This is a genomic window from Pseudomonas sp. IT-93MI4 (assembly GCF_949767635.1).
Taxonomy (GTDB): Bacteria; Pseudomonadota; Gammaproteobacteria; order Pseudomonadales; family Pseudomonadaceae; genus Aquipseudomonas; species Aquipseudomonas putida_A.
In genome coordinates, this window is the sequence record NZ_CATKPP010000055.1 from 342,379 (window position 1) to 355,590 (window position 13,212).

Genomic DNA, 13,212 nt, shown 5'->3' on the forward strand with positions numbered 1-13,212 from the left:
GGGATTCCTTGATCAGTCGGCGCGAGGCGGACTGTTCTGCTCGCCGAGGGTCTTGTCGTCGCTGATGGCAATGTGCGCGCCGTTGTCCAGTTTGATCTGGCCGGCCGTCACCACTTGTTCGCCGCTCTGCACACCCTTGTTGATCATCACCAGACCATCGCGGCGTTCACCGGTCTCGATGAAGCGACGTTCGGCGATCAGCACTGGCTGGCCCTTGTCGTCTTTTTCGACGCTGCCGTCCTCAGCCTTCTTTTGCCCGACCACGTACAGCGAGTTGCCGTAAAGGGTGTAGGTGATCGCGCTTTCCGGGACCACGATGTGTTTCTGCGGATCGGGCAGCAACACGTTGAGGCTGGCGAACATGCCCGGCAGCAATTTGCCGTCGGGGTTGGCCAGGGTCGCGCGCACCAGAATATTGCGTGTGGTGCTCTCGACAATCGGGTTGATCGCACTGATGGCGCCGGGGAAGTTCTGCCCGGGATAGGCTGCGACACCGATCTGCACCGGTTGCCCGATGGCCAGTTTCGGCACCGATTGCTCCGGCACATAGAAGTCGGCGTAGAGGCTGCTCAGATCCTGCAGGGTGGCGATTTTGCTGCCGCTGGCGAGGTAGTCGCCGACATCCACCTGACGGATGCCGATGGTGCCGCTGAATGGCGCAAGGATGCGTTTTTTCGCCAGCGAAGCGTTGAGCTGATTGACCGTGGCCTTGTTCTTTTGCAATACGGCGGAGAGACGGTCGTACTCGCCTTTGGAGATCGCGCGGCTGTCGACCAGTTGGCTGCCACGGCCGAAGTCCAGTTGCGCCAGACCCAGGTCAGCCTTGGCGGTTTCCAGCAGGGCGGTCTCGACCGCGCTGTCGAGTTGCAGCAGCGGTTGCCCGGCCTTGACCTTCTGCCCGGATTCGAATTTGAGTTCGGTGACGGTGCCGGCGACTTCCAGACTCAGCTCGACGCCTTGCAAGGCCTTCAGCGAGCCGACGGTGGGCAAACGCATCTGCCACGGCTGTTCGCTGGCGCGAGCCACGGCGACGCTGATCGGCGGTTTTGGTTTGGAGAAGCCCTGGATCATGGTGTAGATCGAAAAGGCTTTGTACCCGCCCAATACCAGGACGACCAGCAAGACAACACCCAACATGATCAGCATGCGGCGACGCAGCATATTTCCAGTTCCTTGGATAAATCAGGTGAGACAGGCGGGCACATTACTCCGAGTCAGGTGGGGATTCCAACTGCCAGTTTTTACAGGGGAGGGCGGAGTGAGGAAGTCTAAACACTGAACCTGTGGTGAGGGGATTCATCCCCGATGGGTGGCGAAGCCGCCCCAAAACCTGAAACCGCGGTCTGTCAATTGAACCGTGTGCGATGGTTTTGCGACTGCTGCGCAGCCGATCGGGGATAAATCCCCTCGCCACAGGTTATGAGTCGTACTCAGAACAGGTGGATTATGCGATCAAGTGCAGATGGTTGTCCCAGAGCCCTGCCGGCAATTCCAGCGGCTTGGCCAGCAGCTCATCCTGGCGGCAATCGTAGTAGCGGCAGCGGCCCTGACCCGAGGTCACGACGAAGCCGTCCTGCACCGCACCAACACCGGCGCAATCGGGCAGCGGCGCGTCGAGACGCACTTCGCCGCTGTCCAGGTCCCAGATGAAGAAGCGATTGCCACGCGGCGCGGTCAGCGCCACCAGCCGCAGATCGCTGTGCACTGCGACGCTGGCGGTGTAATGACCCATCGACTGCAACTGATGCTCTGGCACCGGGAATGCCACGAAGGGCTGGCCCGGACGCTTGATCGCCAACAGCTCGGAACGCTCATGCGAGGCGCCCATGAACTGCTGGCCGGCGACGATGGTGCCGTCGCTGGCAATGCCCAGGTGACGCACGCTGTTCATCTGCTGGGCAAGGGTTTCCTTGCTCAGCAGGGTGCCGTCGCGCTGCATCAGCACCAGGCTCGGTTCCATGGCGTTGAGGTTCATGTCGACGCGGCTTTCGGCCTCGGTGCGGATCCCGCCGTTGGCCACCACCAGGGTTTCGCCATCGGGCATCCACGACACCTGATGCGGGCCGAGGCCATGGGTGGAAATCTCGCCGCTGTGCACCAGCCGCTCGCCTTCGAACTTGTACACCCCGAGCAGGCCACGCCCCGGATCTGTGGTGTCGTTCTCGGTGGCGTACAGGTATTCGCCGTCCTTGTGCACCACGGCGTGACCGTAGAAATGCCGGTTCGGCTGCGAAGTCACGGTTTGCAGCAAGGTCCCGTCGCGCAGATTGATCAGGTAGCTCTCGGTGCCCGGGCGGCGGGCGACGAACAGCGCGATCGGCAGCGTCGGGTGGTTGATGATGTCGTGGCAGCGCTGGCCGACCTCGGTGGCGAACACCCGCGTACCGTCCAGCCGATAACCGACGGCGTAATGCTTGCCGTCGGTGTCGTCGCGCGCCGAGAGCAACAGCGGGCTCTGATCCTTGCGCTTGAACAGCGTCCAGCCGCCCAGTGTCACTGCTCCCAGCAGCAAACTACCTAAAGTCAGAGCCTGGCGTCGCAGCATGGCACTTGCCCTCATCAGTCACCGTCGTTGGCGTTGAAGCCCAGTTGGATGCCCAGCGCCTTGGCCAGTTCGCCTTCGTGCAGGCGATGGACGACGTTGAGGCTGTCGTAGAGATCGTTGAGTTGTTGACGACCGGCGTCGTCCTGGAGCATTTCGGTCAGCGAGCGCTGGCTGCTGTCGAACAGTTTCAGCGACGCGGCGTAAGCGGCGTCGATCTTGTCCGCCAACGGTTTCTGCTCGGCCGGCAGCAGACCACGCAGGCCTTTGTTGTCGACGCCTTCCCAGACGGTTTTGGCTGCAGCGAGGCTGGCTTCCAGCGCGGTCAACGACGACTGGCTGCGCCACGCATCGGCCTGGAACGGTTGCGGCACGCCTTTGCTCTGGCGGCCCATCGGCGTACCGAGTTTTTTCTTCAGGGTGTCGAGGGCGGTGACCTGCACACGCAGCAGATCGGCGATCGCTTCGTGGGAGTCGGCGTAGCGCTGGTTAGGGAATTTGCTCATCTGCGCGAGCATGCCGTCGGTGTTGTTCCAGCTCTGCAGAATCTCTTCGGCCAGTTGCTTCTGGCGCTCGCCGATGGCGATCAGCAGTGGGCAGTATTTGGCCTTCTGATCAGCGTTGGCGACGTCAGGCTTTTCATCGAACAGGATGTACTCGTAAGCCGACAGACCCTGCACCACGACGCTGGATTTGGCCAGGGCGGCGGCGTCGATCTGCGGCTGGGCGATCACCAGTTGCTCGACCTGACGGCCGACGAGGTTTTTCTTGTCCGGCCAGAACTGCACCTGCCACGAACGGTTGCCCTCGGCCAATGGGCCGATCAGCAGCGGTTGCAGCTCGGCCCAGGCTTTCTGCGCGTGCAGGAAGTCGGCGCGGGCGGTTTCCAGGGTTTCCTTGCCCTGGCAGTAGGCGAGGGCGCTGACCGCCAGTTGCTTGTCGGCTTCGACCCAACGGGTGTAGGTCGGCAGGATCACCGATTTGGCGATGGCCGCCGACGTGACCGCTTGCGGGTCCTGCGGCGAGCAGGCGCCGAGGGCGAGTGCGGCAAGGCTGGTGAACAACAACTTGGGACGGAACATGTCGGGCTCCCGATTCTTTTAAGTGTTTAAAGTGAGTTCAAGAACGCCAGCAGCGCGGCACGCTGCTCGGCGTTGAAAGACAAAACCTGTTGCTGCGCCTTCTCCGCTTCGCCGCCATGCCAGAGCACGGCTTCGAGCAAGTTGCGGGCGCGGCCGTCATGCAGAAACTGAGTGTGACCACTGACTGCCTGCGTCAGACCGATCCCCCACAATGGCGGAGTGCGCCAGTCGCGGCCGGAGGCCTGGAATTCAGTGCGGTTGTCGGCCAGTCCATCGCCCATGTCATGCAGCAGCAGATCGCTGTACGGGCGAATCACTTGATTGGCCAGTTCAGTCTCGGCCGCGTTGGCGGCGGTGGTGTATTTCGGTGTGTGGCAGGACTGGCAGCCAGCCTGGAAGAACAGGTTCTTGCCGGCCAGCACTTGTTCGTCGTTGACGCCACGACGCGCCGGCACTGCGAGGTTGCGTGTGTAGAACAGCACCAGACGCAGGATGTTGTCGCTGACTTCCGGCTCGCCGTCCTGGCCATTGCCGTTCGGCGCCTGCTTGCACGCGGTTTGCGCGTCGGTGCAGTCATCGAAGGGTCTCAGGCTGGTGGTCAGGCCCATGTCTCCAGAAAACGCGTGGACATTCTGCTGATTGAGATTCGGTTGTCCGGCTTTCCAGCCAAAACGGCCGGCCACGGTTTTCTGTAACTCATCGTCCCAGACCCGATTTACGCGACCCTTAATGCCGTTGTTCTCTTTGGCCTGTGCGGCGGCGTTGGCGAGGATCGCTTCCTCCGGGATCGCTTCGAGCAGGCCGAGGCCGATCATCGGCGGTGCGACGCGGGCCGAGAAACGCGTGTCCGGGTGCATCGGGCCGTAGCCCAACTGGGTGAATTGCAGAACCGGTTTGCGCAGCTCCACTTCGGTGCCGTCCTTGAAACGAATCGGCACCGGGGTGTACTCGACGCGCACCTTGCCTTCCGGGGTGACCCCGGGCACGGCCATGTCCTGGAACTGGCCGCCGTAGACCGGCTCGGGCACCACGCCGACTTGCTCGATGACTTTGGCATAGGCCGGTGAATCAGGGATCGACAGACGCACCAGCATCGACACCGCGTTCGCCGCATCCGGCGTTGGCGGATGTCCGCGACCGTCCTTGATGTGGCAATTCTGGCAGGCGTTGGTGTTGAACAGCGGGCCGAGGCCATCGCGGGCGGTGGTGGTTGACGGGGCGATCACCCACGGACTGCGGAAGAAGCTGTTGCCGACACTGAAGTCGACCCGGCGCGACGGCGGCAGATTGGCCGAAGGCAACGAGAACGCATTCTGATCGGTCTTGCGCACGGTCGTCGCCCCGCCCGAACGCGCTTCACCCGGCTCAGCGTTGGTAAAACGCGGGGCGTCATCGCAGGCACTCAGGCCCAGGGCCAGAAACAGTGCGGACAAGCGAAGCGGCAGCGAGGGCATCAGACATCCTGCGGACGGGTGAAAACAAAGGCGCAAAGTCTAACAGGGCGAGTGAGTTTGAATAAGAGGAATTATCGTTTGCTTGATATGGCGCAAGCCTTGAAACTCATGCAAACCCTGTGGGAGCGAGCCTGCTCGCGAAAGCGGTGTCCGCCGCGCTGACGATGTTGCGCCAGATGGCGCCTTCGCGAGCAGGCTCGCTCCCACAGGATTTGGTGGTGTACCTGATATCGAACACACCATGGAGCAGGGTTTTGTGTACGGCAGGCATGAAAAAGGCGACCCGCAGGTCGCCTTTTTCAGTCGAACGCGCGTGATCAGAACTCGTGATCAGCGTTGTCCGGGTTCAGGTCGCTGATGCCCAGCTTGCCGGCAGCGGCTTCGATCGAACCGGTCTGCTTGACCAGTGCGGCGATGGCGTCACGCACGATCTGGTTGCCGGCGGTGTTGCCCGCAGCGATCAACTGGTCGTAGTGCTCACCCTTGTTGGCGTGATCGACCATGACCTGGATTTTCGCTTCGGTAGCGGCCAGATCGGCTTTCAGCGCGGTGTCGGCAGCCGCGTCGGCCTTGGCCACCAGCGACGACAGGCTGGCACCGGTCATTTTGGTGCCATCGGTGCGGGTGTATTCGCCCAGGTACACGTTACGAATGCCTTTGGCATCGTAGAAGTGCGAGTTGTGGGTGTTGTCGCTGAAGCAATCCTGTTCGTCTTCCGGGGAGTTGGCTTCCAGGGAAACCTTCATGCGCTCGCCCGCCAGTTCGCCCAGGGACAGACTGCCCATGCCGAAGAGCATTTTGCGCAGGCCGCTTTCAGCCGGCTCGGCTTCCAGGGTAGCGCGGTAGTTGTCGGCCACGTTCGGCTTCCAGTTGCCGACCATTTCTTCCAGGTCGCTGACCAGCAGTTGGGTCACGGCTTTGAGGTAGGCACGGCGACGATCATTGTGACCGCCGGTGGCGCCAGCGCCTTCCAGGTAGTCCGACGCCGGACGGTTGCCGGCGCCCGGGCCGGTGCCGTTCAGATCCTGGCCCCAGAGCAGGAATTCGATCGCGTGGTAGCCGGTGGCGACGTTGGCTTCGGAACCGCCCAGCTCGTTGAGGCTGGCGAGTTTTTCCGGGGTGATGTCTTTCACATCGACCTTGTCTTCGCCGACCTGCACTTCAGTGTTGGCGATGATGTTGGCGGTGGCGCCCGGGTTGCCCAGCGCATGCTCGTAGGATTTGTCGACATAGTCGATCAGGCCTTCGTCCAGCGGCCAGGCGTTCACCTGACCTTCCCAGTCGTCGATGATGGTGTTGCCGAAGCGGAACACTTCGCTCTGCAGGTAAGGCACGCGCGCAGCGACCCAGGCAGCCTTGGCGGCTTTCAGGGTATCGGCGTTCGGCTTGGCGAGGAACGCGTCGACCGCGGTTTGCAGGGTTTTCGCAGTGGATTCGGCATCGCTGTAGACGGCGAAGACCATGTCGGCGTAATGCGCGACCACAGCCTTGGCGGCGGCTTCATCGACTTTACCGGCAGCGGCAGGTGCTGGAGCGGCGGCGGTGCTGGCGGCCGGCGTCGGCGCGGCCGGGGCGGCAGCCTTGTCTTTGCCTTCGCCGCAACCGGCGAGGGAAATAGCGATGGCCAGCAGACTGGCGGTAGCCAGAGGCATACGAATCATGGCGAACATCCTGCTTCGGTAATGGAATGGACAGGGCGCGGGGGTGCGCAAAGCTGCGACATAATGCAAATCTTTCGCATTATGTGTAAAGGGCTGTGGCTGGAAATATTTCTTGTTTACGCCGGTGTGATGGCGCAGATCAAAAGATCGCAGCCTCGTTTCACTCGACAGCTCCTACAGGGGCACGCGATCCCTGTAGGAGCTGCCGAAGGCTGCGATCTTTTGATCTCCTAGAGAATGGCAGCATTGGTGCGTTGGGCTTGCTTGAGGTAGGCCGTCAATTCCCGGGCAGGCAGCGGCTTGCTGTAGTGGTAGCCCTGACCTTCGTGACAGCCTTCGGAGATGATGTAGGACTCTTGCTCGGCGGTTTCCACGCCTTCGGCAATCACCTGCATGCCCAGGCTCTTGCCCAGCTGGATGATCGCGCGAACGATGGTCGCATCATCGTCGTCATCCAGCAGATCCTGGACGAAGCTCTTGTCGATCTTGATCTTGTCCAGCGGCAGGCTTTTCAGATAACTCAGTGATGAATAGCCGGTGCCGAAGTCGTCGATGGCGATCAGCGCCCCGGAACGACGCAGACTCAGCAGATGCTGGGCGGCGGTGCTGATGTCTTCCATCAGGCCGGTTTCGGTGACTTCCAGCTCCAGGCTGCGCGGCGGCAGGCGGTAGATCTGCAGCAAGTTGTTGACCACCCGCGGCAACTCGGCGTGGTGCAGTTGCACGGTGGACAGGTTGACCGCCATGCGCAGATCGACAAAGCCCTGATCGTGCCATTCGCGCAATTGCTTGCAGGCCTGATCCAGCACCCACTCGCCGATGGCGATGATCGTGCCGTTCTGTTCGGCCAGCGGAATGAACAGGTCCGGCGGCACCAGACCGTGTTCCGGATGCTGCCAGCGAATCAGCGCTTCGACCCCGACCACGCGGTGATCGCGGTAGCTGATCTGCGGCTGATAGACGAGGTAGAACTGGTCGCGAATCAGTGCGTCGCGCAGGTCTTTTTCCAGCTCGCGACGGCGACGCATCTCGCTGTCGACACTGGCGATGTAGAACTGATAGCGGTTGCGCGAGCGGGTCTTGGCCAGCGTCATGGTCTGCTCGGCCTTCTGCAACAGCTTCTCGGTGCTGTCGCCATCCTCGGGGAACAGGGTGATGCCAATGGTCGCGCGCAGGCGGATTTCCTGATGGTCGAGGGCGAACGCCGCTTCCAGATCATCGAGGATGCTCTGCGCCAGCTCTGCCGCTTCATAAGGTTGTTCGATATCGGCCTGCACCAGCGCGAACTGGTCGCCACCCAGACGGGCGAGGGCGCCGAGGCGACCGCTGTGGGCGCGCAGGCGGTCGGCCAGCGCCAGCAGCAACTGGTCGCCGGTCTGGTAGCTGAACTGCTCGTTGATTCCTTTGAAATCATCCAGCCCCACACACAACACCGCGACCCGGCGTTGCAGCTTGCCGGCGTCGACCAGAATCTTGTCCAGTTGCTGCTGCAATTGCTGGCGGTTCGGCAGGCCGGTGAGGAAGTCGTACTGGGCCATGCGCAGCAGGCTGTTTTCCGCTTCGTGGCGCAGATGGGTGTTGCGTTCTATCGATTCGAGCAACTGGTTGGCGGTGTTGATCCAGATGCCGAGTTCATTTTTTTCGTGACCCTTGAGCTGCGGAATCTTGTGCTCGCTGGGGCGATCGGGATTGATTTCGGTCAGATGCTCGATGATCCGCGACAACGGTTTGGTCAGCAGCCAGTGATAAACCAGATACAGCACCAGGCCCATGGCCAGGGCGCGCAAGACGCCGGAAATGAAAATGATCACCGAACTGACGATGAAACTCTCGCCATAGGTGGCGGTGTCGAGGGTGATGCTCAGGTCGCCGTAATACTCGCTGTAGGGACCGCGACCGACCAATTGAGTGGTGAAGGTGCGTTCCTGACCGAGAATCAGGTCAGTCAGCCAGCGACTGTTGGAGTGCTGCAACTCACGGGACTTCTGCGCGAGCATCGCTTCGTTGGGATGGCCGATGGAAGCCTGGCGCACCGCGTCGTCCTGGAACAGGCCTTCGATCACCTGCATGCCCATTTCCCGGTCCAGGCTGTAGACCGCCTGAGTCGAGGGATCACGGAACATGTCGAGGATGCGCTGAGCGTCGCCGGCCACCGCCTGGCGGGTTTTATAGGCATCGAAAACAATCTGGGCGCAGCTCAAGACCACGCCGACGATCAATGCCGAAAGGAGCACGACCCGGAGCAACTTCACCGACAAGCTGTTCTTGAGTTCCAGCTTCAAAGGGTTATTCCTTGTTCCGTGCGGGTAGCGTCAAGTTGCCATGAGTATTGGCAATCCCGTGTTGGCAGTCAAAGGGACAATCAAGCCTCGGAACATTTGCCCGTGGCCTTGGCCGAAATACTGCTGTCTGGAGTCTCAGCTCTATTTGTACTGTGTCGGTAGTTTCAGCCCTCAACTTGAGCAGTCAGGAACAAATTTTCGCTGATTTGATGGTAGCCCGCTGTGCTGCACCGGCAAGCGGCCGGAGCCATCGTTCATCGTGAAAAAAAAAGCAGGCATAAAAAAACCCGGCCGTAGCCGGGTTTTTTATCTGGCGCGCAGCTTAAGCGGTGAAGGTTTTGCCTTCGAACTGCTCAGCGACGAACTTCCAGTTGACCAGGTTCCAGAACGCTTCAACGTACTTCGGACGCAGGTTGCGGTAGTCGATGTAGTAAGCGTGTTCCCAGACGTCGCAGGTCAGCAGCGGGGTGTCGCCGCTGGTCAGCGGGTTGCCGGCGCCGATGGTGCTAGCCAGGGCCAGGGAACCGTCAGCCTTTTTCACCAGCCAGCCCCAGCCGGAACCGAAGGTGCCGATCGAGGTTTTGCTGAACTCTTCCTTGAACTTGTCGAACGAACCGAAAGCCGCATTGATGGCTTCAGCCAGCGCGCCGGTTGGTTGACCGCCGGCGTTTGGCGCCAGGCAGTTCCAGTAGAAAGTGTGGTTCCAGACCTGAGCGGCGTTGTTGAAGATGCCGCCCGAGGAAGTCTTGACGATCTCTTCCAGGGTCTTGCCTTCGAACTCGGTGCCTGGCACCAGGTTGTTCAGGTTCACGACATAGGTGTTGTGGTGCTTGTCGTGGTGAAATTCCAGGGTTTCCTTGGAAATGTGCGGCTGCAGGGCATCGTGTGCGTAAGGCAGCGGCGGCAATTCGAAAGCCATGATGATTCTCCTAATCAGGTCTGTTGCGGTGAGCGCAAGGCCGATCACGGGCGGCCAGAAATGCACCGACGAGTTTTTACTCTTTGCGGCGCAGGGTTCGGATCATAGCACCGGGGTCAAGGCTTAACCACGCAACAACTGTGTGGGATAGAGGTTCCAGAGCTGTTTGGAATAAATCACTGCGCCAATATCAATTGCCCTGCCACCGTGAACATCATCACTGCCACCAGAAGATCGAGAATCCGCCAGGTACTCGGCCGAGCCAGCCACGGCGCGAGCCATGCGGCACCGAGGGCGAGGGTGAAAAACCATAGCAGCGAGGCACTGGCAGCGCCCACTACATAAGCGCCCGGCACCGACTGCTGTGCGCCGAGAGAACCGATCAACAGCACCGTATCGAGATAAACGTGCGGGTTGAGCAGTGTCACTGCCAGCGCGCTGAGCATCACCGCGCGCAACGAGCGTACGGTGTGGTTTTCACCCTGATCCAGACTCTGTTTCGAGAACGCCCGGCGCAGCGCCTGGCTGCCGTACCAGATCAGAAAGACTGCGCCGCCCCAGCGGGCCACCGCGAGCAAGGTCGGGTTCTGCGCCAACACGGTGGCCAGACCAAACACCCCGGCCGCCACCAGCAGCGCGTCACACGCCACACACAGCGCCGCCACCGGCAGGTGATGTTCGCGGCGCAGGCTTTGGGCCAGGACAAAAGCATTCTGGGTGCCGATCGCCATGATCAGCCCCAAGGCCACCAATAGCCCGTTCACATAGCTTTGCCACATCAATAATTACTCCGCATTGGCTGCGAGATCGCGCAGCACGTGCATGGCGCGTTCGGCGTCGGCCTGACCGACAAACAAATGATCGTGGTAGTACCCGGCGATCACGTTGCAACTGATCCCGGCCTTGCCCAGTGCGCTGGCGAACGCAGCGGTCAGGCCAACGGCTTCCAGTGCCGAATGCACGTTGAGGGTGATCCACGCCGCGACATAATCGAAAGCGAACCCGGCGTGTTCAGCCTGGGAGCGTTCGAGGATCACGGTCAGACCTTCCTGTTCGCGAAAGCTGCCGACAATCTCCAGCCCACTCGGCAACAAGTTGTCAGGCACGGTGCAGAACACGTATTCGCCGGCATTGAGCTGCGGGCTCATGCTACGCAGCAGAGTTGTGAGTGAGGTTTCGCCAGCCATTGCCGTGTTCCTTGATAAAGAGTGCTTGCTGGCTATTCTCCGGTCGAAAGCTGTATAAGAAAAACCAATAGTGCTGATCGCTCATTAGGAAAACTGATGTTCGACTACAAATTGCTTTCCGCTCTGGCCGCCGTGGTCGAGCAGGCTGGATTCGAACGTGCCGCGCAGGTGCTGGGCTTGTCGCAATCGGCGATTTCCCAGCGGATCAAATTGCTGGAAGCGCGGGTCGGCCAACCGGTGCTGGTACGCGGCACGCCGCCATCGCCGACCGAGATTGGCCGGCGGCTGCTCAACCATGTGCAGCAGGTGCGCCTGCTCGAACGTGACTTGCAGACCCTGGTGCCGGCGCTCGACGAAGAAGGCCTGCCGGAGCGTTTGCGCATCGCCATCAACGCCGACAGCCTCGCCACCTGGTGGGCCGAGGCCGTGGGCGATTTCTGCGCCGAGCAGCATTTATTGCTGGATCTGGTGGTGGAGGATCAGACCGTCGGCCTCAAGCGCATGCGTGCCGGGGAAGTGGCGGCGTGTGTCTGCGCCAGCGAACGCCCGGTAGCCGGCGCGCGTAGCGTGTTGCTCGGGGCGATGCGCTATCGGGCGCTGGCCAGTCCGGCGTTTATCGAGCGGCATTTCCCCGACGGGGTGCGCGCCGAGCAGTTGCCGCGTACCCCGGCGCTGGTGTTCGGCCCGGACGATTTTCTCCAGCATCGCTACCTCGCATCGCTCGGTGTCGATGGTGGTTTCGAGCATCATTTGTGCCCGTCCTCCGAAGGTTTTGTGCGTCTGACCGAAGCCGGGTTTGGTTGGGGCCTGGTGCCGGAACTGCAAGTGCGCGATCAACTGCGACGCGGCGTATTGCGCGAACTGTTGCCAGATAAACCGATCGATGTGCCGTTGTACTGGCATCATTGGCGCAATGGCGGTCAGCTGCTGGCCTTGCTGACCGAGCAATTGCTACGTTCTTCACCGCGCTGGCTGGTGCCCTTGGGCTGATGGTCAGCGTCAAGAAAGACGTATCAGGTAAACGAAAGACATCGGAGCGTTACATGAAAATTCTGGTCACCGGCGCAAGCGGCTTCATTGGCGGACGCTTTGCGCGTTTCGCTTTGGAGCAGGGCCTGGACGTGCGGGTCAACGGTCGCCGGGCCGAAAGCGTCGAGCATCTGGTGCGCCGTGGCGCCGAGTTCGTCCCGGGCGATCTCACCGATGCGGACTTGGTGCGCGAACTCTGCGCCGACGTCGAAGCCGTGGTGCACTGCGCTGGCGCCGTCGGCTTGTGGGGGCGCTATCAGGACTTTCATCAGGGCAACGTGCAGGTCACCGAAAACGTCGTCGAAGCCTGCCTCAAGCAGCGCGTGCGGCGGCTGGTGCATCTGTCGTCGCCGTCGATCTATTTCGATGGCCGCGATCACCTCGGCCTGACTGAAGAGCAAGTGCCCAAGCGCTTCAAACATCACTACGCGGCGACCAAATACCTGGCCGAGCAAAAGGTCTTTGGCGCACAGGAATTCGGTCTGGAAACCATCGCCCTGCGCCCGCGTTTCGTCACTGGCGCCGGCGACATGAGCATTTTCCCGCGCCTGCTGAACATGCAGCGCAAGGGGCGTCTGGCGATCATCGGCGACGGCCTGAACAAGGTCGATTTCACCAGCGTGCAGAACCTCAACGAAGCGCTGCTCAGCAGCCTGCTGGCGGCCGGTTCCGCGTTGGGCAAGGCCTACAACATCAGCAATGGCGCGCCGGTGCCGCTGTGGGATGTGGTCAATTATGTGATGCGCAAAATGGAAGTGCCGCAGGTCAGCAAATACCGCTCGTACGGTCTGGCCTACAGCGTTGCTGCGCTCAACGAAGGCGTGTGCAAACTCTGGCCGGGACGCCCGGAGCCGACCCTGTCGCGATTGGGCATGCAAGTCATGAAGAAAAATTTCACCCTCGACATCAGCCGCGCCCGGCATTATCTGGACTACGATCCGAAAGTCAGCCTGTGGTCGGCTCTCGACGAGTTCTGTGGCTGGTGGAAAGCTCAGGACATCCGTTGATACAAGTCGGTCGGCCGGCAATGAACCGCACTGCCGCTTGAGGGTCAAT

Annotated in this window: 11 protein-coding genes; 2 read left to right on the forward strand and 9 right to left on the reverse strand. The window is 61.2% G+C overall.

Translation table 11 applies throughout. The features are described 5' to 3' along the window. Positions 1 to 12: 12 nt before the first annotated feature. The 9 genes from ACM6I7_RS22515 to ACM6I7_RS22555 all read right to left on the reverse strand — a co-directional run bounded on the left by ACM6I7_RS22515 (position 13) and on the right by ACM6I7_RS22555 (position 11,127). Entirely contained in the window at positions 13 to 1,161 is a 1,149-nt protein-coding gene (locus tag ACM6I7_RS22515) for an efflux RND transporter periplasmic adaptor subunit (RefSeq protein WP_096795128.1), read from the reverse strand. A gap of 283 nt (positions 1,162 to 1,444) precedes the next feature. Further along, the gene (locus tag ACM6I7_RS22520) at positions 1,445 to 2,545 is read right to left on the reverse strand and encodes a DUF1513 domain-containing protein (RefSeq protein ID WP_414889314.1); all 1,101 of its coding nucleotides are present in this window, start codon (positions 2,543 to 2,545) and stop codon (positions 1,445 to 1,447) included. Between the two features lie 14 nt (positions 2,546 to 2,559). Further along, positions 2,560 to 3,624 carry an imelysin family protein gene (locus ACM6I7_RS22525; protein WP_285373508.1) on the reverse strand — a complete coding sequence of 355 codons (1,065 nt, stop codon included), beginning with the start codon at positions 3,622 to 3,624 and terminating at the stop codon, positions 2,560 to 2,562. A gap of 26 nt (positions 3,625 to 3,650) precedes the next feature. Then, the gene (locus tag ACM6I7_RS22530; RefSeq protein WP_414889315.1) at positions 3,651 to 5,078 is read right to left on the reverse strand and encodes a di-heme oxidoredictase family protein; all 1,428 of its coding nucleotides are present in this window, start codon (positions 5,076 to 5,078) and stop codon (positions 3,651 to 3,653) included. Positions 5,079 to 5,395: 317 nt separating this feature from the next. Next, complete coding sequence (locus ACM6I7_RS22535; RefSeq protein ID WP_098965338.1) at positions 5,396 to 6,739, reverse strand: imelysin family protein; 1,344 nt, start codon at positions 6,737 to 6,739, stop codon at positions 5,396 to 5,398. Positions 6,740 to 6,969: 230 nt separating this feature from the next. Next, positions 6,970 to 9,021 (reverse strand): putative bifunctional diguanylate cyclase/phosphodiesterase, encoded by a 2,052-nt coding sequence (locus ACM6I7_RS22540; RefSeq protein WP_027612474.1) that lies wholly within the window; start codon positions 9,019 to 9,021, stop codon positions 6,970 to 6,972. Positions 9,022 to 9,343: 322 nt separating this feature from the next. Further along, a complete protein-coding gene (locus ACM6I7_RS22545) occupies positions 9,344 to 9,940 on the reverse strand; it encodes a superoxide dismutase (protein WP_003227660.1) in 597 nt (198 codons plus the stop codon). A 176-nt stretch (positions 9,941 to 10,116) separates the two neighbouring features. After that, positions 10,117 to 10,719 (reverse strand): LysE/ArgO family amino acid transporter, encoded by a 603-nt coding sequence (locus tag ACM6I7_RS22550; RefSeq protein ID WP_202368903.1) that lies wholly within the window; start codon positions 10,717 to 10,719, stop codon positions 10,117 to 10,119. 6 nt (positions 10,720 to 10,725) lie between these two features. Then, a complete protein-coding gene (locus ACM6I7_RS22555; protein WP_367085570.1) occupies positions 10,726 to 11,127 on the reverse strand; it encodes an ACT domain-containing protein in 402 nt (133 codons plus the stop codon). A 96-nt stretch (positions 11,128 to 11,223) separates the two neighbouring features. Here ACM6I7_RS22555 and ACM6I7_RS22560 point away from each other — a divergent pair, with 96 nt between their 5' ends. Continuing rightward, positions 11,224 to 12,117: a LysR family transcriptional regulator ArgP gene (locus ACM6I7_RS22560; RefSeq protein WP_414889317.1), complete on the forward strand. Its 894-nt coding sequence runs from the start codon at positions 11,224 to 11,226 to the stop codon at positions 12,115 to 12,117. Positions 12,118 to 12,170: 53 nt separating this feature from the next. Then, positions 12,171 to 13,163 carry an NAD-dependent epimerase/dehydratase family protein gene (locus tag ACM6I7_RS22565; RefSeq protein WP_027612479.1) on the forward strand — a complete coding sequence of 331 codons (993 nt, stop codon included), beginning with the start codon at positions 12,171 to 12,173 and terminating at the stop codon, positions 13,161 to 13,163. Positions 13,164 to 13,212: the final 49 nt, after the last annotated feature.

Bases quoted from the DNA above. Each gene is read 5' to 3' on its own strand.
- ACM6I7_RS22545 (WP_003227660.1), bottom strand. From the start codon at position 9,940: ATGGCTTTCGAATTGCCGCCGCTGCCTTACGCACACGATGCCCTGCAG.
- ACM6I7_RS22530 (WP_414889315.1), bottom strand. From the start codon at position 5,078: ATGCCCTCGCTGCCGCTTCGCTTGTCCGCACTGTTTCTGGCCCTGGGC.
- ACM6I7_RS22565 (WP_027612479.1), top strand. From the start codon at position 12,171: ATGAAAATTCTGGTCACCGGCGCAAGCGGCTTCATTGGCGGACGCTTT.
- ACM6I7_RS22515 (WP_096795128.1), bottom strand. From the start codon at position 1,161: ATGCTGCGTCGCCGCATGCTGATCATGTTGGGTGTTGTCTTGCTGGTC.
- ACM6I7_RS22560 (WP_414889317.1), top strand. From the start codon at position 11,224: ATGTTCGACTACAAATTGCTTTCCGCTCTGGCCGCCGTGGTCGAGCAG.
- ACM6I7_RS22555 (WP_367085570.1), bottom strand. From the start codon at position 11,127: ATGGCTGGCGAAACCTCACTCACAACTCTGCTGCGTAGCATGAGCCCG.
- ACM6I7_RS22535 (WP_098965338.1), bottom strand. From the start codon at position 6,739: ATGATTCGTATGCCTCTGGCTACCGCCAGTCTGCTGGCCATCGCTATT.
- ACM6I7_RS22520 (WP_414889314.1), bottom strand. From the start codon at position 2,545: ATGCTGCGACGCCAGGCTCTGACTTTAGGTAGTTTGCTGCTGGGAGCA.
- ACM6I7_RS22550 (WP_202368903.1), bottom strand. From the start codon at position 10,719: ATGTGGCAAAGCTATGTGAACGGGCTATTGGTGGCCTTGGGGCTGATC.
- ACM6I7_RS22525 (WP_285373508.1), bottom strand. From the start codon at position 3,624: ATGTTCCGTCCCAAGTTGTTGTTCACCAGCCTTGCCGCACTCGCCCTC.